Genomic DNA, 23,871 nt, shown 5'->3' with positions numbered 1-23,871 from the left:
AATTTCAGTTTCAGTATTCAGTTTTTAGAAACACCTCTTAGAACAAACCTGAGAGAAGTGGAATCATCTTAATACCAATAAGAATAACACCACCGCCAGCCATGAACTGCTTCATGCCCTGTGACTTAGCACCTGGGTTATCATTACCATAACCTTCAAGAAGGTTTATAGCTCCCCATACTCCTAAGCCTGCTCCAATTGCTGTTACTAATGTCTGCATTACCTGTACACCTGAATTAAAATATGCCATTTTGATACCTGGTTCGGAACCTCACCATCATTCTCTTTCCTTCATCCGGAATCTCACCATCATCCTCGTACCTTCATTCGGAAGCAGCGAGCTTCCGAATTTTCCTTTCTTAAAAAATATAGTTTATAGTTTCTTCTCATGCCTTAAACCTGCGCCTGATTTTGGGCATAATAATAGACCAGAAGCTTCTGGGCGTCCCCAGAGTTCTGGCCTATGTACACTTTTAGTTATTTAAAAATATGCTTTCTATGATATTCAAAATAGTCTCTATTTTGATTATTTATATCAACTCTCATATCTCTATTTATATTCATAAACATCTTATTACGTTCACTTAATTTTTTTGATACAAGAATATTGCCAAATTCATCAAATGAAATATAACCGCCATCAAATAATTTATCATGATTTGGACATAACAAAAGTCCGTTGTTTATATCCACCTTCTCATTTTTATCACTTACACTCCAAGGCTTTATATGACTAGCAATTAATAAACCGCTATCATCTACCCCACACAAACAACATTGTTTGTACTTTGATTTTAATAAATCGCGAAAATAGCCTTGATTGACCCTCGCCTTGATTAATAACTCTTTTTCATAACCACTTTTAAATTCATCGGTACCAATCTCATACTCCTCAATTAATTGGTCCACATTTATAGCTGCAGAATCAAATTTATCTGTTATGTATTCAAATAACTCTTCATAATTCTGTTCTTTAAAAGCACCCTGAATGTTTCCATTTATTAAACTTCTTTGCTGCAGATCATTTAAAGATAATCCTTCACCATCATATTTTTGTAAAAGTTTTAATTCTACGCAGTCATACTCACCAGACGAATTATTCTCTAACCAATATTTTATATCTTTTTGACCTTCAGGCTCAGAACTCTTACAGTTGTCTTTAGTGCATAATGTTTTATACATTACTTTTGATATTGGTCTACCAACATATAGATAAACTATATCTCCAACTTTTATAGAAAAATTTGATTTTTTCCAATACAATGAGTCAAACTCATTAAAAGCACCAACAACATCATATTTCTCAATATTTGCAACACGTAACCATTTCATTATTAATACTCCTCACTTATAAATGATTATTTAATCAATTATCTTTTAATGCCTTTATCAGTTTTTCAGGTTGTTTTCTTAATTTCCATAAATTACTGTCAGTTCTTATTTTATTCATAACGCTATACTCTGACATAAAAGAACGAATATCTTCCTCAGTCTTACCATTTCTTCTTAAATAACGCCTCAATGCTGAGGTTGTTGCATGTATTTTTTCTTTTAATAACATTTTCTCCACATCTTGCTCGGGAATTGCCCAAATCTTATTCATCACTCTAATTATTTCATCATCTTTTACATCCGCTTCATATAATGCAGATAATGTTTTACTGATTCCCTCCTCAAGTCCTTCATAATAAGCATCTTCCATATCTGCATCATATCTATCTCTAATTCCATTTCTTAATTCAATAGCTCCATCGGAGATGTAGCTAATGATTTTGTCTCTTGATAATCCCATAAAACCTCCAAACCTACGCAATTCATTTATCACCTTTTCTATTATATAACTACCTCAATAGAAAAGGTGATATTTTTTAAATTTTCAACACATCAAAGAGCTCTCCCTTTTTAAACTTCATTCCTTGCTTAAGAAACATCTCAATATCCAACTTATTTCTATCATCATACTCTCCAGTCTCTTGATAAAATGGATGCTTAGTAACATCATATTTGTCCGACAAAAATGGTCTTACGCCTCTAAGCTGCAAGATACATTTATCACCATCCATAACAGCCAGTTCATCAATAGTCATAAGTTCTTTACCTGTCTTTTGATAGTTAGTAGAAAACGATGGATTGTTTCCTCGGCTTTCTCCTGTGTTGTACATATCAATAGTTTCTTTACCTAATGCCTGGCTTAAGTCTTTCAATGTAGAAGGCTCAGAACCACCTAAAAACAGTTGTGAATCCATATTACCTATGATTGTGTCACAATGATCTTTGTAGATGGCTTTCAGCTGTGATTTAGCCTGTAGGAATAGACATGCACTAATCTCACGGCTTCGTATTGTAGCTACTAGCTTTTCCAAATTAGGAATCTGACCAATGTTTGCTGTCTCATCAATAAGGCAGCGTACATGAACTGGAAGTCTTCCACCATAAACATCATCAGCTTTTTCACATAGCAAATTAAAAAGCTGAGTGTAAATCAAAGAGATTAAGAAGTTGAATGTAGCATCTGTATCACTCATGATAAGGAACAATGCTGTCTTCTTATCTCCAAGAGTATCAAGCTCCAGCTCATCATATTCTGTAATGTCTCTAAGTTCCTTAATATCAAAAGGAGCTAGTCTTGCACCACATGAAATCAAAATACTTTTCAATGTTTTACCAGCTGCCAATTTAAATTTGGCATATTGTCTTACTGCAAAGTGATCTGGATTCTTTTCTTCAAGTTCTTTGAACATGATATCAACTGGATTTTCATAATCCTCATCATCTTCTCGGACCTCACAAGCATTAAGAAAATCTAAAAGTGTACTGAAATTTTGCTCTTCCTCAGGAGCCTCATAATGAATGTATCCAATGAGTGCTGTATAAAGAAGAGTTTCAGCTTTTGTCCAGAAGGCATCGCCTTCCTTTCCATCACCTTTTGTGTTTGTAATAAGAGCATTTACCAGCTTTAAAATATCCTTTTCTGAGTGAATATACTCAAAGGGATTGTAGTGCATGCTTTTAGCAAAATTGATGGTATTAAAAATCTTTAACCTGTAGCCATGTTTAAAAAGAGTCTTTCCAGTTTTTACTACCACATCTCCTTTTGGATCAGTGACTACATAACTTGAATGCATCTGTAAAAGGTTTGGAATCAAAAAGAATCTGGTCTTACCTGAACCAGATCCACCTGTCACAAGAACATTCTTATTTCTTGCATATTTAGGAAGTTTAGGGCGATTGCTCATCATCAATCGCTCAGTTTCAGTGAGAATAATATTATCCTCAAATTTTGGTGCCATAAAAGGCTCTATGTCCTGCGATGTCCCCCATCGTGCTGTTCCATACTCTGCACCATGACGATACTTCTTAGCATTTTTACCCTTAACATAAACTACAACCTTCATCACAACACCAATAACAATACCGAACATCAAATCAAAGGGATTTAAGCTTGGCATAAAATTGGAAAGAGCTATCGGAATCGACTGGAATAATCCATCCATCTTTTCCGATACATTTGCCCCTTCCGCAATTCTCCAGGCTTCACCTAGATTTGTAGCAAAGAGTCCCAGCAACACGTAAGGAACATTTAGCAGAATCATACGCTTCTGCTGTTTTGTCATCTTACCTGCTCCTTCTTCTTTGTTCTGGTTTTCTTAGGCTGAGCTTTTGCTTTTTCAATTAACTTCTTAAGCCTCTGTCTGACACTTGGTCTTTGTTCGATTTTCATCATCTTCTTACCATAGTCATTCATGACAGCTTCTAAAGCATCTGTATCTCTGGCCTTAAAGAAAGCTGTGTAAACTGGAGTATCTTTTGACTTGTCTTTTACTACAGCAAAATCTACTCCATATTTCTTAGCAATCTTTTCAAACTGCCTGATCCCCTTATCGCCTACAACCATACTGCTAACGCCTTGGTTTTGCTTAATAAGTTCATCAATAGATTGCTTGCCCTGGATATGATCATCAATGTTATTTAGCTTCTTATTTGCCCTATGCCTTAGATATAGCCTAAGTGCATTAAGCAATCCTCTTGCTGTAAGCTTGGTTCCTGTAATGGCAAGCCGGACTGTTCTTTCTTCAATTTCTTCCTGCAAAATCTCACCTCCCTTCCAATAAAAAAATCAGCTACATTAGAGGTGTTTTCCTCGTAGCTGACTTCTTATCATCTTCTTCTGTTGCTTTGGAGATTAAAGACTGGTACGCAACCAGCCTTTTAGCTTTCTCCTTTTTATCCTGATCTTCAATATCATCAAAACTAGGACTTACTTCATAAGAACTCATAGTGTTTTCCTCCCATATTAATCTTTGTTTTTCTCTTGTTAACTCACTTTTTCTCACTTTTTCATAATCACATAGATGAAGCTATCTAAGTCCATGCCATTCCCCATGGCCAAAACAACGGATATACAGGTATTTGGGGTGCACTTAATAAGACGTCGTCTTATTTTGCTATGATTGGCCCTTCTTATCCCCAAGTCCTTACGGCAGCCTAACCTCCCATATCATACGGGATCACCTGATTCCAGGGTCCTTAATTCCTTCGTTCTGCTTATCCATAAAGGGGCGTCATTATGCTCCTAAACTGAGTCATTACTCTAATGGGTAAAAATCTGACTTCGGCTCTCTATGTTTTGTTAAAGTAAAAGTATCTGCTCGTTCCAGCACCTTTCGGTGGACGTCTACCTGAAATTTACAGTTTTTCTTACGCTACTAATGGTTGTCTATGAATATCCGACATCATTTTATTCGGATCATAAGATACTCCTTTGGTTAGTATTGCGAAGAAAACTCTTATCAGCTTACAGCTGATAGCAATCACTGACTGCTTCTTTTTTAGTGGATTATTAGCTCTGTTAGTATAATAATCATGCAAAGCTCTAAATTCTGGATTAGTTGCTATTAGAGGGATTGCCGCATTAAACAGCACAGCTCGTAGCTTACTTCGACCTCGTTTACTTATGGTCGTTTGACCCTTATGCTTCCCAGAACTGTTTTCTCTTAATGATAATCCTGCTAACTTCTGTATCTGTCTTGGTGATTCAAAACGTCTTACATCACCAACCTCTGCCAAAAATCCAGCAACAGTGATTAAACCTATACCTTTAATGGCAAGCAGTTGCTCGCTTTCAGGTATCTTTTTACACAAGCTTTCAATCTCTTCCATGATAATTTCAAGCTGCGCCATCTTGTAATCATAATCCTGAAGCAACATTTTCATTTCAAACTCAGCTGCTGTCATTCCCTTCTTTAGTCCAATGCTTCGTTTTGCTGTCTCACACAGAGTCGTTGCTCGTTTTAATCCTACAGCTCTTAACTTTGCATTTCTCCAAAGCTGGTTAATTCCATCAGGACCAAGCTTTACTATTGCCTCAGGGGTGCATGCGTTTCTCAAAACAATCATGCTACCTTCTTTTTCATAATCCTTGAATACATCTCTGAATTCAGGAAAATATATCGCAAACCATCTTGCAAAGCGATTCTTGATCTGGGTAAGTTCCCTAATTATTCGCTTTCGATTGTTTGTCAACACTCTTAAATCTGCATACACACCGTCTGGCGTATATGGTGCAGAATAGCGTCCCTCAATAACTAGCTTCGCTATTACCTTTGGGTCCTTACAATCATTCTTACTTTGGCTGTTATCATCTAGTTCCTTGGTCTGCTTTACCGCATAAGGGTTAACCATAACCAGTAGGATGCCTCCATCCTCAAGATAAGCGCCAAGGTCAAACCAGTAATGACCAGTTGGCTCAATTCCTACAATTACATCTGACTTCTTATATTTGTCCTGTAACCACTGCATCCAACGTTTGAAGGAGTCAAAACCTTCTCTGCTGTTGCTAAATTTAAAGACTTTACCAAGCTCGATGCCTCGCCAGTCAAATGCTCTGGCATACTGTGTAGTACTTCCAATGTCAATTCCAACTACCAAAGTTGATTCTTTTACTTGATTGATTCTCTCATTCTGCTTACAATTCATTTGTGGGTGTCTCTCCTTGGATAATGATTTTTATTAACCGGCAAGTTAACAATCATTATTCTATGGAAGACACTCATTTTTTACAAACCCGTTATTTGTTACCTAACAGGAATGCTCCTATAAACTCATATCTCTGTCACGTTTCTTCTGCCACTGTTGTAGCAGCTTAATTATCTGGTCTTCCATCATCTTTGGAGTGTAGCTCTTTGGAAAGTATTTCTTTAAAGTATCATGCTTTAAAGTCACTCTATCGAGATCCTGTTTCTTTTCCTCAGATAAAATAATTCCCATTCCCTCAGCTGTAATCTTATTCTCCTGAGCAAGCTTTTTAATTCGCTGTGCCTGGGATAATGATGGAGTAGCCTGTGCATAGTCCATTGCATCAAGTAAATCCTGCTGCTGAGTTTCATTTAAGAATGAAAGCTCTACAGCTGGATTAAATGCAATACGTTTGTCATCAACCATTTCAAGAAGCTCTGGCTTAAGGTTTGTCAGACGAATATATCTAGCTATCTGATTTCTACTAACACCAGTCTCCTCAGCCATAAGCTGATCACTTCTTAACTTTGTCCCAACTTGGGACGAAGTTAAATCTGCCCTTTCACCTTGGTGTTTCATTGCATCCAACTTCATCTTAAACGCCCAGGCTCTTTCACTAGGTAGAATCTCTTCTCTTTGAAGATTCGAATCGACCATTAAAATTGTAGCGGCATCATCATCCAAATCTCTAACTATACAAGGAATAGTTTCTAGCCCTGCGATTTCACAAGCATGATGTCTTCTATGACCTGAAAGAATTTCGTAACCATCTCCATCAGGTCTTACAATTGCAGGCTGTAGCACTCCAAACTCCTGGATTGACTCTACAGTCTTTTCCATATCTTCATCATCCTTAACCTTAAAAGGATGTCCTTCAAATGCATGGAGTTCTCCAAGGGGTATCTGAACAACTACGTCACCATTTGGAGTACCTGATACTTCTGAATCATTCCCTCCAAAAATATCATCGTAACTGCTCAATTGAATGTTTTCTCTCTTCATTCTTCAATACCTCCTTAGTCAAATTCTTATATGCCTCAGCTACCTTTCCTTTTGGGTCATGAGCAAAAATACTCTTTCCTTCAGCTGAGATTTCAGCTGCTCTTACAGAATGTGGAATCTCTGTCTTATATACCTTTAACTTGCTACCATAAGTCTCACGAATAAGACTGCTTATGTCCTTAGCGTAGTTTGTTCTGTTATCCACCATTGTAAGGAGAATTCCATTAATCTTTAGCTTTGGATTAATCTGGCGTCTTACCTTGTTTACAGTCTGTAAAAGCTGTTCTAAGCCCTTAGCTGATAAATACTGAGCCTGAACTGGAATAACAAGCTGATCTGCGGCTGCTAACGCATTTACGGTAAGCATTCCAAGTGAAGGCATACAGTCAATTAACACGTAATCATAATTCGTTTTTACGGAATCAATGTATTCCTTCAAAACTCGCTCACGACTCATATAGTTAACAAGCGATAGCTCCATTCCAGAAAGTTCAATGTTTGCCGGAAGCAAATCAACACCTTCCTTGTGGTGAAGAATACCTTCACCTTCTGCTATCCGCTCTTCGTTAAGAACCTTTGCCATTATATCCTTGACTGTCACCGGTATCTCATCAGTTCTTGGATACCCAAGGCTGATGGTAAGTGAACCCTGTGGGTCCAAATCAACAAGAAGAACCTTCTTTCCCTCGTTAGCCAACCCAATCCCAAGGTTTTCTGTACTTTGGGTTTTGCCGGTTCCTCCTTTCTGATTAACTAATGCCATTACAACAGGTTTACTCATTTTTAAATCCTCCTTCATATGCTTTATACATGTTATGATTGCACCTGGTGGTGTTGTAAGAATCAGTCGTAAAGATTGAATTATACAAAGCTGCTAACAAATACTGTTTAATGTTTTTTATATCAGGCTTAGAATCCTCCAGCCTATCTAAAACAAAAGCAATATTGAACATGTTTAGCTTCATAAACTGTGATTTCACTACACTCATAGGCTTCGTTTCTCCAATGATTACTATGTCTTTCCTGTTAGAGCTGACAACATCAACAATCAACTCATATAGATCATCTACAAGGGGGTTATCTGGATAATCTACTTTCAATGCATCAAGGGAAATCTGATTTGCAACATAACTTCTAATTGCAGAATAGGTGTTATCAAGTCCTGTCCCGTCCTGTCTTCCTTCATCTTTCAAACCTTCACTTCTAGACAAGACTAGACTAGACTCAGTATTACTAATATCAGTTTTATTAAACTTAGTATTATTAGTGTGTTCACCTGACATTTCTTGAATTTTCCTTACGACATTTCCAGAAGTGTCATTTGGACATTTCCGGAAGTGTCCACTCGACACTTCCTCTGAAAAGTCCAATACATAGATGAGATTTGGCTTATTTAAACCCTGTCTCCTTTTTTCAATAAGCTCGAAATCCTCAAGCTCCTGAAGAAAACTGCAGGCTTTTTTATTACCGCATTTGAAGTCTTTCTGGACCTCTTCAATGGTGTAATAAACAAACACTCTACCTTCATCATCCAACCATCCATTTACTGCAGATAAGCTCATCCTATCCAAAAGAAAACCATACAAAACCTTGGCTTCAACAGAAAGCTTGTCGTATCTTTCTTCTGAAAATAAAAGCTTGGGTAATCTTACAAATGAAAAAAGGTCAGCTTGCCGCCGACCATAAAAATACTTTTTAGACATAAAATCTCACCTTTCATATTTAGTTTGTCACGTGGGCTAAATTGCCTGCTCGCCTCTATCTTTTACCTTAGGCTTAATCTCTCTTTTAGGCTCCTTTGATACCTGGATTTCCTTATCCTTAAGTTTCTTTACAGCCGATTCTCTTTCTGGCTTAAGCTCCTTTTCAGCTGTTCTCTGCTGATAGTCCTCAGCCAGCTCAAATAATCGTTCCTTAGCATCATAGTGATAAAGCTTATCCGACAAGATATCCTCTGGACGAAGCTCTGTAGCATTAACAGTCTCAATCATCTCCTGCAATGCCTTTGGATCAGTACCAAGACTCTCTGGAACCATCAAAACTTCATGGATAGATGATGGGATAATATAGAAGCTTCCACCGTTCTGAGCTGCCATATTATCAAGGAACTCAGGATAAGCAAGTACACATGCACCATGCATCTTATCCTTAACTGTACCAACCAAGATCTGGTCCTCTGGACCTCCAACTTCAAAACCTGGAATCTCTGCACCAGTAAGCTCAATAATTTCACCCATAAGAGTGTTAACCTCAACTGGTCTGATTTCTGGAGCTATAGCTACAGCATCCTTATGAAGCTGCTCTGGTGTAACCCCCATAGCCTCAAGCATCATGTTATTAATTAATACTGTGGCTATACCATCACCATCACGACCAAGCTGAGCTCTATAGACTACAGCAAGATCTGCAAGCTTTTTATGAGGAATCTCATTTAAAATAGCCTCATTCTTCTCTGCGTTTACCACATCAAGCACCAGCTTATCCTTGATAAACTCATAATCCTTAAGCTGATTAACATCGTAACCTGGGACATTTTCAATGGCGTCAGCAAACTTCTCGGTAACATGGCCTAAAACCGTATCATAGTTACCATTGCTCTTCTCGTAGATATCAAAGAAGTTTTCAAGGTTTCCACTAGGCCCTACCATTGAATCCTCAAGTCTTACAGTAATGGCATCGTACTCGCCATGCTGTAGTTTTGTATTTGGTATAACATCGATTCGCTCAATCTTATACCCTTCGGCCTCAAGACTCTTCTTAAGGTCATCTTTGAACTGCTCTTTAAATTGTTCGTAGTTCATCATAATGGTGTACAACCTCCTTATAAAAAATATTTTTCCCGAAAAAATGGGCACAAAAATAGAGCAGAATCTCAAAATGAAATCTGCTCTATGTACTGATTTTATAAGGTTTTTAGAACGAAATGGTGTCAGCAAAAATTGACACCATTTTGACACCATTTTCTCACGGGACCCATTTAAAGAATCCTTATTTTACGCCATTTTGACACCACAAGTTACGATAACTTACGATAAGATATGACAGAATTTAACAAGTAATAAAAACTCTTAAAAAGCCTGTAAAACCGCTACTTTTCGCTAATCTTATTCCACTCATAAGGGGTGTTCTGATATACGTAATAATTCAACCAATTAGAATACATAATATTGCCATGGCTTCGCCACTGTAACAGTGGCTTCTGGTCTGGGTCGTCGTCTGGGTAGTAGTTCACAGGGAGGGCGATATCAAGGCCTTTGCTTTTGTCGCGCTTGTACTCGCTGTCCAAAGTGAAACGGTCGTACTCTGGGTGGCCCATGACGAAGATGTTGCTGCCATCATTTGACATGCAAAGGAATACGCCTGCTTCCTCGCCCTTGGCACAGACTACAAGGTCCTTGCAAGCCTCGATATCTTCTGTGCGAACGCCGGTGTGACGGCTGTGTGGCGCATAGAAAACATCATCAAAACCTCGAACAAGAGGAATCTTTCTATTCTGAACCTTGTGTGGGAACACGCCAAACTTCTTCTCATCCAAATCATATTTATTTATGCCATAACGATAGTAAAGACCGGCCTGGCAGCCCCAGCAAAGATGAAGTGTAGATGTAACATGGGTCTTTGTCCACTCGAAAACGTGAGTGAGCTCCTCCCAGTAATCTACCTCCTCGAAAGGCATCTGCTCCACCGGCGCACCTGTGATAATCAAACCATCAAAATATCTGTCATACACATCCTCAATGTGCTCATAGAAATTGTTAAGATGTGTCTTGCTAGTATGTGTGCTTTCATGGCCTCCTATGGTAAGGAAGGTCACATCAACCTGAAGTGGTGTGTTTGAAAGGGAGCGCAAAAGCTGAAGCTCTGTTGCCTCCTTCAGTGGCATCAGGTTTAATATTCCAATGGAAATTGGTCTAATATCCTGGTGGGTAGACCTGTTTTCATCCATTACGAATATATTCTCGTGTTCAAGTATGGCCTTAGCTGGCAAATCATTTTGTGTTCTAATTGGCATAACCCTATTCTCCTATCTAGTAAAAAACTTTTGCTTAAAACTCAAAAATAACCTCTAAAATCACTAAGGGAATCAAGCCCCATCTATTCATTAATCATCGCAAGTAACCCTGCCTCGTCCAAGACAGTAACGCCAAGTGCGTTGGCCTTATCAAGCTTAGATCCCGCAGCCTCACCAGCCACAACATAGCTAGTTTTCTTTGATACGCTGCCGGCACATTTTCCCCCGTTTAATTCGATAAGCTCCTGGCATTCTTTTCTGCCCATGGTAGGAAGTGTTCCAGTGATGACAAAGGTAAGGCCTGCGAACTTATCTGTAGCGCCTTCCTTTTCCTCTTCCACCATATTCACACCTGCTTCCTTCAGGCGGTTTATAATATCTATATTCACGCTGTCATGAAGATAATCATAGATTGAGTTGGCACTGATTTCACCAATGTCATTTACCTGCATCAAATCCTCTACAGAAAGAGACATGATCTTTTCAATGCTCTTAAACTCTTTCAGGAGAGCCTTTGCGGCTGCCTTACCAACATTTGGAATTCCAAAGCCTGTGAAGAGCTTCACCGCATCGTTTTCCTTGGAACTTTCAATTACCCCAAGAAGCTTGTCAGTGTTCTTTTCCTTGCCGATAATGCCCTCTTCGATAAGCTGCTCACGCTTGTCCTTCAAGGTATAGATATCAGCAATATCCTTGATATATCCGCGTCTTACAAGGTCGATGATATAGACCTCGCCAAAACCTCTGATATCCATGGCATCCCTTGAGACGAAGTTGATGATGTGACGCTCAAGCTGAGCTGGACAGCTAGGATTTGAGCACTTCATATCAGCTGTGTCCGCATCTCTTGAAACCGGCCCGCCACAAGCTGGGCACACACTTGGAATCTTGTAGGTGCTCACACCCTCAGGGCGCTTGTCATGCTTAACCTCTTTAATCTTCGGAATGATTTCCCCGGATTTATAAACCACGATAGTATCACCGATACCGATGTTCAACTCATCGATAAAATCCTGATTGTGAAGAGTTGCTCGGCTGACAGTTGTACCGCATAAACGAATTGGCTCGAATATGGCTGTAGGATTCACCCTGCCAGTACGTCCCACTGAAAGCTCCACATCAAGAAGCTTTGTCTCCTTTTCCTCTGGTGGATACTTGTAGGCAATGTGACCGTTTGTATATTTTGCGCTGGTAGAAAAATCTGCGCGATATCCCACCTGATCAATCTTTACAACTGCACCGTCTATATCAAATTCAAACTCCTCTCGCTTGTCACCAATCTCATCGATGACCGAAAGGATATCTTCTGCATTATCGCATATACGATGGAAAACCACTGGAACCTTGTGGTCTGCTAAAATATCAAGCCCCTTGCAGTGGCTTTCTGTCAGCTCCTCTGGACCCTGCTGAACATTGAAAACAAACATCTTCAAGCCACGTTGCTTTGTGATGTTGGCATCAAGCTGTCTAAGTGTTCCTGCAGCAAGATTACGAGGGTTTGCTGCCAGCTTTCCACCCTTAAGCTCCTGGTCTTCGTTGTATCTGTCGAAATCCTCGTGAGACATGTACACCTCACCACGAAGCTGAAGACTGTCATATGGCAAATCAAGATAGCGATTAACATCTGGAATTACCAGGGCATTCTCAGTAACATCCTCACCAACAAGACCGTCACCTCTGGTCTCAGCCAGCTTTAGCTTAAGCTTTCCAGTGCTATCCTTCTCATAGCGTAGAGTCATGCTCAGACCATCTATCTTGGCCTCCACAGAAAACTTTGCGTCGGGATGATCAGCCTTAACCTTCTTCACCCACTGTGCAACTTCTTCCTTTGTGAAAACATCCTCGATGGAAAGCATTGGCACGTCGTGTGTAACTTTTACACCAGCTTCACGCTTTGCGATTCCACCAATCTTCTGTGTTGGAGAATCTGGTGTCACCCACTCTGGGTGCTCCTTTTCAGCTGCCTTCAACTGAAGCATTAGCTGATCATATTCGAAATCGGAAATTTCCGGCTCATCATCGTTGTAGTATAGATTCATGTGGTAGTCTATGGTATCGACTAGCTTCTTATATTCTTCTAATAACATTAGTTCCTTGACCCTTCTAACATTTTATTGAGCATTTTTAGCTCGTGAGGAGTGACATCTCTGTAGGTATCTTCCTTCAAGTCACCCAATTCTATGTTCATAATACGAACTCTTTTTAGGGTGCGAACCCTATAGCCTAATTCCTGGCACATTCGTCGAATCTGACGGTTTAACCCCTGGGTAAGGATGATATTAAACTTGTTTGGCGCCAGCTTTTTGATTTGGCATTTTCGAGTGGTAACTTCAAGCTCCTGAAGATACACACCTGCCCCCATCTTTTTAATAAAATCAGCAGTGATTTCTTTATCCACAGTGACCACGTATTCCTTTTCGTGGGCGTTCACTGCTCTCATAATCTTGTTTACCAAATCCCCTTGATTTGTGAGAAGAATCAGGCCTGTGCTGTCTTTATCCAACCTGCCTATAGGATAGATTCTCTCTGGGTAATTCAAGTGGTCTATGATATTGTTTTTCTCTCGCTTTTCCGCTGTACAAACAATGCCTGCAGGCTTGTTGTAAGCAATGAGAATCTGCTTTTTGTGGGCGTTAGAAACGGACTTTCCCTTAAAGAGCACCTCATCCTCGCAGGAAACCTTCATTCCCATCTCTGCAGGCTTGCCATTTACCATTACCTGGCCAGCCTCAATAGCAGCATCTGCAGCACGTCGACTGCAAACCCCAGCATCAGACAGATATTTATTTAATCGAAATAGCTCCTGACTCAATGTGTCCTCCTAGTCCCTTTTATTAACAAATGGAGACCAAATTCATGGTCTCCACTAAATCTCATATTCTAAGTTTATTGAAGAAGATCTGTACGGATGTATCCTTCTTTCGACTTAAACTTAACCTTTGTCCATCCTTCAGCGTAGCTCATAATAACTTCAACTGTATCTCCGGAGTATGCAACTGCTACCTTTGAAGATGAAGTATCCATCTTTGAACGGATATTTGTGGTCTTCTTGATGGTAATCTTTGTTCCCTTTTCGAAAGAACCTGCTGTCTTATTCTCTGTATTCTCTTCCTCTGCCTGCTGCTCTGTATCATCAGCATCACCTGTGCTGACTGTTACAGCATCCTTTGTGATGTAAGCTGTTGTGCCGTCGTAATCAAACTTGTAGAAGTCACCCTCCTCACCATAGATGGTGATCTTCTTGCCTTTATCAAGAGAACCAAGTTTGTTGCTGTCTTTGTCAGCCTGCTCACGAACGTTGGCTCTAGAGTTAACCTTTCCTTCGTAAGAGTTAGCCTTTTCCTCTGCCTCAGCAGCTGCCTTTGCTTCCTCTTCTTCCTTTGCCTTAGCCTCTTCCTCTGCCTTCGCTGCTTCTTCAGCGGCCTTAGCCTCCTCCTCTTGCTTTGCAACAAGCTGAGCGTTGTAATCAGCATTCCACTGAACAATAGCAGCTGGAAGTGTTTCTTCCATTAATGTCTTAAGAGCTGAATCCTTTTCGATTGCTGCGTTGTATTCCTCAGTAACCTCTGCTTCCTTATCAAGAAGATCCTGCTGACGAATATAAACTGAAATCAAATCTGAAATCTCGGTGTCCATCTCGTAAACGTTGTTGTTCTGGTTGAAAGAACCGTAGATGTTGTTAATCTGAAGCTTTCCATCCTTTGTTGTCTCGATGTAGAAGAAATCAAGACCAGGTGCAGCTGAATCAACATCCTTGTATTTAAGATTTACCTTAACTGATGCAAGGTATGAGTTTTTCTCAAGACCTTCCTTTGTGTAAACCACGATGTCGCTGAAGCTATCGATATAAGCGCTGTAAAACTGAATGTAGCTAATCTCCTGATCACAAACAGGATCAGCCAGCTTTTGAATAGCATCTGTATCGCCATCGGCGTATGCCTTGTAGTAGTCTGTAATAAGCTTTGTAAGTTCGGCGTTTTTGTTTTCTTTGAAATCCTTATAAACACCTGTGGTGGACTTTGTAGATGTACCGCTGTCTTTAGTTCCAAGGAACAGAACCAAGTTCATACATACAAAAACCAGACCTGCCAAAAAGTACCTTTTATTTTTAAAAACGAAATCTCCGCAGATACCTGCGACTTCCTTAATTTTTTCTATAAGCTTTTGAAAATCCATGTGCCCCTCCAGTTAGTTAAGTAGGCTATGTGCTGTAGACGGCCGGATTCGAACCGGCGATCTTCGGAGTCGGAGTCCGATGCGTTATCCAGCTACGCTACGCCTACTAAAATGCCTGCCGATTTATTTTAACACAAGTTAGTATTCACATCAAATATTTAAAAATAAAGGATTTGAAGAAACTTTAGTTGATTAAAGTGTCATAATACACTAAACTATAGTAAATCATTAAGGGAGGTCGTAATTTTTATGAATCCTATTGGTTCTACAAAACTTATGTGTCTGCTGGGCAATCCTGTTTCCCACAGCATTTCACCTGCCATGCACAACTTAAGCTTCGATGAGCTTAATCTTGATTGTTCTTACATGGCATTCAATATTGAAGAAAACAATTTTAAAGCTGCAGTTGATGGACTTAAGGCCATGGGTTGCGTTGGCTTCAATCTCACCATGCCTTTCAAAACCGCCATCATCCCTTTGTTGGATGAAATCGACAGCGTTGCCTCACTGGCTCACTCCGTAAATACGGTAGTAAATGAGGATGGCAAGCTAAAGGGTTACACCACTGACGGCTATGGATTTTTAAAATCTATGGAAGAATGTGGAATCTCCTATAAAGGAACCACTATGACAGTTCTTGGGGCAGGCGGCGTTGCCACTTCTATTGTTACCCAGGCTGCCAAGGATGGCGTTTCAAAAATCAATATCTTTAAAAGAAAGAATGCTACCTTTGAAAAGACCGTTGATTTTGCAGACAGAATTTCCAAAGCCACTGAATGTGACTGCTTCGTCTATGACATGGCTGACAACGACATCTTGGAGTTCAGCCTTCAGGAAAGTGACATTCTTATTAATGGCACAAATGTAGGTATGGGCGATGACGACACTTCTCTCATCCCAAAGGATTTTTTGCATCCTTCTCTTACTGTTTGCGACACCATTTATCATCCTGAACAGACTCGTCTTCTTAAGGACGCTGCCTCAAAGGGCTGCAAGACTATGAATGGAAAGTTTATGCTTCTCTATCAGGGCGCTGCTGCCTTCAAGCTTTGGACTGGTCAGGATATGCCGGTTGATATAGTTAAAGAAAAATACTTTAGTTAACAATTTGTCATGGTATTCTCTTCCAACAATTTTTGTAGCAAGATAATCCATGTCAAAAATAATAAATACAAAATAGAAACGAGGAATTAAAATGAGCTTCACTTACTTAAAGAAAATGCCAACACCTGAAGAAATTAAAGAAATGCTTCCAGTTCCTGAGAAAGTCCAGGAATTAAAGAAGAAGCGTGACCAAGAAGTTGCCGATATCATCACTGGCAAGGATGACCGCTTCTTATGTATCATCGGACCTTGCTCTGCTGACAACGAGGATGCAGTTTGCGAATACATCAACAAGCTTTCTCGAGTTGCAGATGACATAAAGGACAAGGTTTTGGTGGTTCCTCGTATCTACACCAACAAGCCACGTACCACCGGCAGCGGCTACAAGGGAATCGCTTCACAGCCAGATCCAAATGAAGCTCCTGATATGTTGGCTGGTCTCATTGCCATGAGAAAGATGCACATCCGTGCCATGGAAGAATCAGAGCTTACTGCCGCAGACGAAATGCTCTACCCTGAAAACTGGGGCTACGTTGACGACCTTCTTTCTTATGTAGCAATCGGTGCCCGCTCTGTAGAAGATCAGCATCATCGTCTCACAGTTTCAGGCTTTGATGTTGCATCAGGAATGAAGAACCCAACCTCAGGTGATTTTTCAGTTATGCTTAATTCCGTTTACGCAGCACAGCATCCACACCACTTCACCTTCTCAGGTTACGAGGTAAAGACTAGTGGAAATCCTCTTGCTCACACCATCCTTAGAGGCGCTGTATCAAAGCATGGCAACAGCACACAGAATTACCACTATGAAGATCTTATCCGTCTTCACAATATGTACGAGGAAATGGACCTTGTAAATCCTGCTTGTATCATCGATGCAAACCACTCAAACTCAAACAAGCAATTTAAGGAACAAATCAGAATCGTCAAAGAAGTGATGCACAACCGCAAACACTCAGATGATATTAAAAAGCTAGTGAAAGGTGTCATGATTGAAAGCTACCTTGTGGAAGGTTGCCAGCCAATCTCCGACCACCAAACCTACGGACAGTCAATCACAGATGCATGCCTAGGATGGGAAGATACACGCCATCTACTATACACAATCGCTGAGAGAAATTAATATAAGCCCCTAGTTACACCTACAAGCCTCAGATATCTCCGCAAAGCTAAGAATGCTTTGCGGCAGCGTAAGCCATAATTGCTGCTACTGTTTTGGCATCTTGGAGCTTCCCAGCATAACACATATCCATAAGTTCTTTTAAGTCCCAAGACTCGATTTTGATATCTTCGGATTCATCCAGCTTCTGCTCACCAATTTTTTCTAAGTCGGTGGCAAGATATACATCTATCAACTCATCACAGAAAGCTACTGTTGATTTCAAAGACAGTAGCTTTTCTAATTTTCCTGCACGATATCCTGTCTCTTCTTCAAGCTCTCTTGCAGCGCAGATGCTGGTATCCTCATTTAAGGAATCTCGCTTTCCTGCAGGCACCTCTAAAGTCTCACGCTCTAAGGCATTACGATACTGTCTAACCATAAGGATTTTACCATCTGGCTTTACAGCAAGAACGCATGCCGCTCCCATTCTGTGGCTGATAAAATCCCACTTTTCTGTTTTGCCGTTAGGCAAAAGCATGGTGTCTTCATACATGTCCAAGATAGAACCTTTATGGACAAGCTTACGCTCTATTCTTTTTATTTCGTTCATATTATTCTCCTACAACAAAAAGCGGCTGGAATAACCAGCCGCCATTAAATTACTTAGCATAGTCAGTAACTCGTGACTCACGAATCACATTTACCTTAATCTGTCCTGGATACTCAAGCTGATTCTCAATCTGCTTTGAAATATCCCTAGCCATGATGACCATATCGGCATCTGTAACCTGTTCAGGAACCACCATGATTCGAATCTCTCTACCTGCTTGAATAGCAAAAGATTTTTCTACACCCTTAAAACTGTTTGAAATTTCTTCTAATTCTTTTAATCTGTTTGTGTAAGTCTCCATAGCCTCACGTCTTGCACCAGGTCTTGCTGCACTGATTGTATCAGCTGCCTGAACAATACAAGCTATGAGTGTTTCTGGCTCTACATCGCCATGATGTGCCTCAACAGCATTAACAACTGTCTGAGACTCTTTGTACTTGCGACAAAGATCTGCACCGAGCTGTACGTGTGTACCCTCTTGCTCTCTATCTACTGCCTTTCCAATATCATGGAGTAAACCAGCACGCTTAGCTACTCTAACATCAAGACCAAGCTCTGCAGCAAGGAGCCCTGATAACTGAGCAACCTCGATAGAATGCTTAAGAACATTCTGACCGTAGCTAGTTCTGAATTTCATCTTTCCAAGTAATCTAAGAAGCTCTGGGTGGATACCCTGAACACCAACCTCGAGAGCGGCTGCATCGCCTTCTTCACGAATCTGCTGTTCAACTTCCTTCTTAGCTTTTTCAACTGTCTCTTCAATTCTAGCTGGATGAATACGTCCATCAACAATGAGCTTCTCAAGTGCGATACGTGCAATCTCACGTCTCACTGGATCGAAGGCAGATAAGATAACTGCTTCTGGAGTATCATCGATAATAAGCTCAACGCCAGTCATTGTCTCAAGTGTACGGATATTTCTACCCTCACGACCAATGATACGTCCCTTCATTTCATCGTTTGGAAGCTGGACTACAGAGATTGTTGTCTCTGCAACGTGATCTGCTGAGCACTTCTGAATTGCGCTAACAACAATATCACGGGCCTTTTTATCAGCCTCATCCTTAGCCTGTGTAAGGCTTTCCTTAATTAGTTTTGCTGCGTCTAATTTGACGTCTTCTTCTACAGATTTTAAAAGTTGTTCTTTTGCTTGTTCGGAGGTAAGTCCTGAGATTCTCTCTAGTTCCTGTACACGCTGCTGATTAAGCTTTGCAACCTCTTCTCGCTGCTTATTAAGCTGCTGTTCCTGACGAGCAAATTCAGCTTCTCTCTTCTCTGCAGCTTCAAGCTTTTTCTCAAGGTTATCTTCCTTCTGAGAAATTCTATGCTCGCTGCGCTGAATCTCTGCTCGGCGCTCACGGATTTCCTTGTCGAGATCATTCTTCTGCTTCATGGCATCTTCCTTTGCCTCAAGCATAGCTTCTCTCTTCTTGGCCTCCGCACTCTTTACAGCCTCATCAATAATCTCACGTGCCTTTTCCTCAGCAGAACCAACCTTTTTCTTGGCCTGATTCTTGTGATAATTATTGGAGATGGCAAGAGTAACAACAACTGCGATAACGGCAACGATAAGACAACTAATAATCGTTACGCCCACAGGAGCACCTCCTTATTAAATTTCTAAATTGAATATAAAATAAAAGCCGTTTAAAATGCTCTCATTTATACATATCAACACATTTAGTTTAACTTTATACACGGCGTCTGTCAAGATAATCTCTACTATATATAGATTCTTAGACAACAATATAATGTGCTTTTAAACCTTGATTTTACGGCATTTAGTATTACCCCAAAGCACGACCAATTGAGTCAGAACTAAAGCCTCTGCCTGCCAAAAAGCGATACATCTTAGCCCTGTCTTCGTAGGTGGCAGTTTCCTTGTCATATCCCTTTTTATCAAGGAGCTTTTCAATGAGAGCTCCCTCGTCAGCTGTATATTCTTCTTCCAAAACACGCTCGATGACATCAGCAGAAATACCCTTTCCCATTAAGTCTTGCTTTAGGCGCATACGACTGCGGGAATCTTGGTAAAAACGAACATGACTGGCCGCCATTCTGGCATCATCAAGATAACCATAGTCATTAATGTAGTCGATGGCAATATCGATGATTTCTGAGCTATAGCCTCCCTCTCTAAGCTTATCTCTAAGATTTTTCTCAGAGCGGTCTTGCTTTTCAAGAAGATGAAGTGCACGCTTTTTGCAGCGTGGAATCAATATTTCTGTACAGATTTCCTGATACTGGGCCTCGGAAAGCTGCGCACCCTCTTCTATGCCATAGCTTTCGTATTCCTTTTTATATAGAACAAAATCTGCCCCGTTGTCGAGACAGATTTTTGCTCTTCCCTTGGATAATTTAACAAGAGATGTAATTTCCATAATTATTCAATAACCTCTGTTGGGATATCTTCCTTTTCACCACCAACTAAGCCAACTTCGCTTTCGTCTGACTCAGCATAGTGCTCACGAATAGCTTCTGCGATTTCCTCGCAAACCTCTGGATTCTGCTTAAGGTATGTCTTAGCATTTTCACGACCCTGACCAATCTTTTCGCCAAGGTATGCATACCAAGCGCCAGACTTCTGTACAATATCAAGATTTGTAGCAACATCGAGAATATCACCCTCGCGAGAGATTCCCTCACCAAACATGATATCAAACTCTGCCTCTCTAAATGGAGGTGCTACCTTATTCTTAACGATTTTGGCACGTGTTCTGTTACCAATAACCTCTCCGTTTTGTTTGAGAGCCTCGATACGACGAACATCGATACGTACTGAAGCGTAGAACTTAAGAGCACGACCACCAGTGGTTGTCTCTGGATTTCCAAACATAACGCCAACCTTCTCACGAAGCTGGTTGATAAAGATAACAACACAGTTTGTCTTAGCAACGATGCTAGTGAGCTTTCTCATAGCCTGTGACATAAGACGTGCGTGAAGACCAACGTGGCTATCACCCATATCTCCATCGATTTCTGCCTTTGGAACAAGAGCTGCAACTGAATCCACTACGATGATGTCCATAGCACCTGAACGAATCATTGTCTCTGTGATTTCGAGAGCCTGCTCACCATTGTCTGGCTGAGAAATGTATAAATCGTCGATATTAACACCGATTGCCTTAGCATATTTAGGATCAAGTGCGTGCTCAGCATCGATGAAACCTGCGATACCGCCTGCCTTCTGAACCTCTGCAACTGCGTGAAGGGCAAGTGTTGTCTTACCAGATGATTCTGGACCATAAATCTCGATGATACGCCCCTTAGGGAAACCACCCTGACCAAGGGCAATATCAAGACTGATAGAACCTGTAGGAACTGTCTCAACCTGAATGTTCGCACCCTCGCCCAGCTTCATAACTGAACCCTTACCATATTGCTTTTCAATCTGCGAAATCGCAGCATCTAACGCTCTTAACTTATCTTCATTTGCCATATTATAAAACCTCCGTTCGGAACAACTGTTCGCTTTCTAAATATAATAATAGTGAAACCAATACCAATTGTCAACAACAAAATGGGATAAAAAAATAAGAAACTAAAAAAACAAAAAAGACAGTGGCGACTGCCACTGCCCAATAATATACAATCTAAAATTTGATTAGTCAAGAACTAATTTGTTCCGAATTCAGAAAGCACCAATCCTTCATTTCTGTCCTGAACCATGCCAACTGACCATGAGTTTACAAACAGAAGAAGTGGTCTATCCTTAAGGTCTTTAATCTTCTTCATGTCAGAAGTACCAGAGATTTTGTTGATATCGTAATCTCCTTCAATCCATCTGATATGTTCGTATGGAAGATTCTCAAGACCAATTTCTACGTTGTATTCGTTGTTAAGTCTGTATTTCAAAACGTCGAACTGAAGAACACCAACTACACCTACGATAATCTCTTCCATACCAGTGTTGAACTCCTGGAAGATCTGGATAGCACCTTCCTGTGCAATCTGAGTGATACCCTTCATAAACTGCTTACGCTTCATGGTATCAATCTGACGAACACGGGCAAAATGCTCAGGTGCGAAGGTTGGGATTCCTTCGAACTTAAATGGCTTCTTAGCTGATGTAAAGGTGTCTCCAATGCTGTAAAGACCTGGATCGAACACACCAATAATATCGCCAGCATAAGCCTTATCTACGATTTTACGCTCATCTGCCATCATCTGCTGTGGTGCAGAAAGCTTTGCCTTACGACCTCCCTGAACGTGAAGATAATCCTTGCTGGCATCAAAAGTACCAGAACAGATTCTAAGGAAGGCAACACGGTCTCTATGAGCCTTGTTCATGTTTGCCTGAATCTTGAATACAAAGGCCGAGAAATCCTCTGAAAATGGGCTGATTTCACCAGCATCACTCTTACGTGGGAGTGGGCTGTATGTCATCTTAAGGAAATGCTCAAGGAAAGTCTCAACACCAAAGTTTGTAAGGGCTGAACCAAAGAATACAGGTGAAAGCTCACCGGCTGTAACCTGCTCCTGATTAAACTCAGCACCAGCACCATCTAAAAGCTCAAGCTCTTCCATAAGCTGCTCGTACTTATCCTCGCCGATTTCTTCCTTTAAAGCTGGGTCGTCAATTGAAAGGATACGCTCCTCACCCTGCTTTGTACCCTTCTGAGTATCAGAGAACATGCGGACTGTACGCTCATTTCTATCGTAAACACCCTTGAATTCCTTACCTGAACCGATAGGCCAATTTACAGGAACAGTGGCGATTCCAAGCTCGTTTTCAATATCATCTAAAAGCTCGAAGGTGTCGTTTGCATCTCTATCCATCTTGTTGATGAATGTAAAGATAGGGATATGTCTCATGACGCAGACCTTGAAAAGCTTACGTGTCTGGGCCTCAACACCCTTTGAAGCATCGATAACCATTACGGCCGAATCTGCAGCCATAAGTGTACGGTATGTATCCTCCGAGAAATCCTGGTGACCAGGTGTATCAAGGATATTGATGCAATAGCCATCATACTCGAACTGAAGAACTGAAGAAGTAACAGAAATACCTCTCTCCTTCTCAATTTCCATCCAGTCAGAAACTGCATGTCTGGCTGTAGCCTTTCCCTTTACGGAACCTGCCAAATTGATCTGACCTCCATAAAGAAGGAACTTCTCTGTAAGAGTTGTCTTACCAGCATCAGGATGGGAAATAATTGCAAACGTACGACGTCTTTTAATTTCTTGTTCAACTGTATAAGCCATCTGAACCTCCATACTTGCGGACTCCACAAATAATCATGCTCCCGCAGGCCATCTTCCATACCTTCGCATGGGCACCCTCCCGCCGGTGTAGGTCCTTCCCATGCTCGGCATGGAGCCTTCCTGCTCGCGCTTGCCAAGACTATGTGTCCGCTTTATAAAAATTTACCTTATATATAGTTGCATAAAAAATTTACGCAAACAGAAAATGAGCCCGTACCACAACTGTGGTACAGGCCATAATTTCTAAACGTTAAACGCAAATTAGTATTTACGCTTTCTAGCAGCCTCAGACTTCTTCTTACGCTTTACTGAAGGCTTCTCATAGTGCTCACGCTTACGAATCTCCTGCTGGATGCCAGCCTTAGCACAGTTTCTCTTAAATCTACGAAGAGCGCTGTCTAATGACTCGTTTTCTTTAACTGTAACATATGACATAGTCTAATCCTAACCTCCCTCCATTTGGGGACTTGTACTCATTAATCTAAAAGCACTAACAAGCATTTTAACACAAAATCAAGTTTTGTCAACCCAATTTTTCTATAAACTACGCAAGTTACGGTATCAAGCCTGATATTACTCCGCTCAGCTATAGAAAGCTTCGCTTGAGTAACACAAGAGCTTGACACCTACTTGCTTAGTATTTTG

At 40.6% G+C, this 23,871-nt stretch carries 23 protein-coding genes and 1 tRNA gene; 2 read left to right on the top strand and 22 right to left on the bottom strand.

What is annotated here, in order from left to right:
- Positions 1–37: 37 nt before the first annotated feature.
- From BLR54_RS01005 to BLR54_RS00935, 16 genes are all read right to left on the bottom strand, one after another.
- Positions 38–250, bottom strand: a complete 213-nt coding sequence (locus tag BLR54_RS01005; RefSeq protein WP_090416361.1) for a Maff2 family mobile element protein — start codon at positions 248–250, stop codon at positions 38–40.
- 227 nt (positions 251–477) lie between these two features.
- Positions 478–1,332 (bottom strand): HNH endonuclease, encoded by an 855-nt coding sequence (locus tag BLR54_RS01000; RefSeq protein ID WP_090416360.1) that lies wholly within the window; start codon positions 1,330–1,332, stop codon positions 478–480.
- Positions 1,333–1,366: 34 nt separating this feature from the next.
- Positions 1,367–1,792 carry a hypothetical protein gene (locus BLR54_RS00995; protein WP_090416359.1) on the bottom strand — a complete coding sequence of 142 codons (426 nt, stop codon included), beginning with the start codon at positions 1,790–1,792 and terminating at the stop codon, positions 1,367–1,369.
- A gap of 76 nt (positions 1,793–1,868) precedes the next feature.
- Complete coding sequence (locus tag BLR54_RS00990; protein ID WP_090416358.1) at positions 1,869–3,614, bottom strand: VirD4-like conjugal transfer protein, CD1115 family; 1,746 nt, start codon at positions 3,612–3,614, stop codon at positions 1,869–1,871.
- Positions 3,611–4,090 carry a PcfB family protein gene (locus tag BLR54_RS00985; RefSeq protein WP_090416357.1) on the bottom strand — a complete coding sequence of 160 codons (480 nt, stop codon included), beginning with the start codon at positions 4,088–4,090 and terminating at the stop codon, positions 3,611–3,613. Before BLR54_RS00985 ends, BLR54_RS00990 begins: the two co-directional genes overlap by 4 nt.
- A 31-nt stretch (positions 4,091–4,121) precedes the next feature.
- Complete coding sequence (locus BLR54_RS14895; RefSeq protein ID WP_176761818.1) at positions 4,122–4,277, bottom strand: hypothetical protein; 156 nt, start codon at positions 4,275–4,277, stop codon at positions 4,122–4,124.
- A gap of 421 nt (positions 4,278–4,698) precedes the next feature.
- Positions 4,699–5,976: an IS110 family RNA-guided transposase gene (locus tag BLR54_RS00980; RefSeq protein ID WP_090416356.1), complete on the bottom strand. Its 1,278-nt coding sequence runs from the start codon at positions 5,974–5,976 to the stop codon at positions 4,699–4,701.
- 117 nt (positions 5,977–6,093) lie between these two features.
- Positions 6,094–7,017: a ParB/RepB/Spo0J family partition protein gene (locus tag BLR54_RS00975; RefSeq protein ID WP_090416355.1), complete on the bottom strand. Its 924-nt coding sequence runs from the start codon at positions 7,015–7,017 to the stop codon at positions 6,094–6,096.
- Positions 6,980–7,798 carry a ParA family protein gene (locus tag BLR54_RS00970; RefSeq protein WP_090416354.1) on the bottom strand — a complete coding sequence of 273 codons (819 nt, stop codon included), beginning with the start codon at positions 7,796–7,798 and terminating at the stop codon, positions 6,980–6,982. The genes BLR54_RS00975 and BLR54_RS00970 overlap by 38 nt, the downstream gene beginning before the upstream one ends.
- The gene (locus BLR54_RS00965) at positions 7,791–8,720 is read right to left on the bottom strand and encodes a replication initiator protein A (RefSeq protein ID WP_090416353.1); all 930 of its coding nucleotides are present in this window, start codon (positions 8,718–8,720) and stop codon (positions 7,791–7,793) included. The genes BLR54_RS00970 and BLR54_RS00965 overlap by 8 nt, the downstream gene beginning before the upstream one ends.
- A gap of 36 nt (positions 8,721–8,756) precedes the next feature.
- Positions 8,757–9,821 (bottom strand): DUF5688 family protein, encoded by a 1,065-nt coding sequence (locus tag BLR54_RS00960; protein WP_090416352.1) that lies wholly within the window; start codon positions 9,819–9,821, stop codon positions 8,757–8,759.
- A 284-nt stretch (positions 9,822–10,105) separates the two neighbouring features.
- Positions 10,106–11,029 (bottom strand): homoserine O-acetyltransferase MetA, encoded by a 924-nt coding sequence (gene metA, locus BLR54_RS00955; protein WP_090416351.1) that lies wholly within the window; start codon positions 11,027–11,029, stop codon positions 10,106–10,108.
- Between the two features lie 83 nt (positions 11,030–11,112).
- A complete protein-coding gene (gene ligA / locus BLR54_RS00950; protein ID WP_090416350.1) occupies positions 11,113–13,116 on the bottom strand; it encodes an NAD-dependent DNA ligase LigA in 2,004 nt (667 codons plus the stop codon).
- Positions 13,116–13,841, bottom strand: coding sequence for a pseudouridine synthase (locus BLR54_RS00945; RefSeq protein ID WP_090416349.1), 726 nt, complete (start codon positions 13,839–13,841; stop codon positions 13,116–13,118). The genes ligA and BLR54_RS00945 overlap by 1 nt, the downstream gene beginning before the upstream one ends.
- 74 nt (positions 13,842–13,915) lie before the next feature.
- Complete coding sequence (locus BLR54_RS00940; protein WP_090416348.1) at positions 13,916–15,205, bottom strand: SH3 domain-containing protein; 1,290 nt, start codon at positions 15,203–15,205, stop codon at positions 13,916–13,918.
- Between the two features lie 33 nt (positions 15,206–15,238).
- Positions 15,239–15,312, bottom strand: a tRNA-Arg gene (locus BLR54_RS00935).
- A 142-nt stretch (positions 15,313–15,454) separates the two neighbouring features.
- Here BLR54_RS00935 and BLR54_RS00930 point away from each other — a divergent pair.
- Together BLR54_RS00930 and BLR54_RS00925 are read left to right on the top strand one after the other, a co-directional pair.
- The gene (locus BLR54_RS00930) at positions 15,455–16,309 is read left to right on the top strand and encodes a shikimate dehydrogenase (protein WP_090416347.1); all 855 of its coding nucleotides are present in this window, start codon (positions 15,455–15,457) and stop codon (positions 16,307–16,309) included.
- A 91-nt stretch (positions 16,310–16,400) separates the two neighbouring features.
- A complete protein-coding gene (locus BLR54_RS00925; protein WP_090416346.1) occupies positions 16,401–17,432 on the top strand; it encodes a 3-deoxy-7-phosphoheptulonate synthase in 1,032 nt (343 codons plus the stop codon).
- Between the two features lie 46 nt (positions 17,433–17,478).
- Here BLR54_RS00925 and BLR54_RS00920 read toward each other — a convergent pair whose 3' ends face one another.
- The 6 genes from BLR54_RS00920 to rpsU form a co-directional block, all read right to left on the bottom strand.
- Positions 17,479–18,021, bottom strand: coding sequence for an NUDIX hydrolase (locus BLR54_RS00920; protein ID WP_090416345.1), 543 nt, complete (start codon positions 18,019–18,021; stop codon positions 17,479–17,481).
- Positions 18,022–18,070: 49 nt separating this feature from the next.
- A complete protein-coding gene (rny, locus tag BLR54_RS00915; protein ID WP_242871175.1) occupies positions 18,071–19,618 on the bottom strand; it encodes a ribonuclease Y in 1,548 nt (515 codons plus the stop codon).
- A gap of 190 nt (positions 19,619–19,808) precedes the next feature.
- Positions 19,809–20,402, bottom strand: coding sequence for a regulatory protein RecX (locus tag BLR54_RS00910; protein WP_090416344.1), 594 nt, complete (start codon positions 20,400–20,402; stop codon positions 19,809–19,811).
- 2 nt (positions 20,403–20,404) lie between these two features.
- On the bottom strand, positions 20,405–21,460 hold the full coding sequence (gene recA, locus BLR54_RS00905; protein WP_090416343.1) for a recombinase RecA: 1,056 nt from the start codon (positions 21,458–21,460) through the stop codon (positions 20,405–20,407).
- A gap of 176 nt (positions 21,461–21,636) precedes the next feature.
- Positions 21,637–23,226 (bottom strand): peptide chain release factor 3, encoded by a 1,590-nt coding sequence (locus BLR54_RS00900; RefSeq protein WP_090417255.1) that lies wholly within the window; start codon positions 23,224–23,226, stop codon positions 21,637–21,639.
- 261 nt (positions 23,227–23,487) lie between these two features.
- On the bottom strand, positions 23,488–23,661 hold the full coding sequence (rpsU, locus tag BLR54_RS00895) for a 30S ribosomal protein S21 (protein ID WP_015549455.1): 174 nt from the start codon (positions 23,659–23,661) through the stop codon (positions 23,488–23,490).
- Positions 23,662–23,871: the final 210 nt, after the last annotated feature.

It is taken from the genome of Pseudobutyrivibrio sp. YE44 (genome assembly GCF_900104335.1).
Lineage (GTDB): Bacteria > Bacillota > Clostridia > Lachnospirales > Lachnospiraceae > Pseudobutyrivibrio.
The sequence above is the reverse complement of the archived record's forward strand: the minus strand, read 5'-3'. Positions and strand labels throughout refer to the sequence as shown.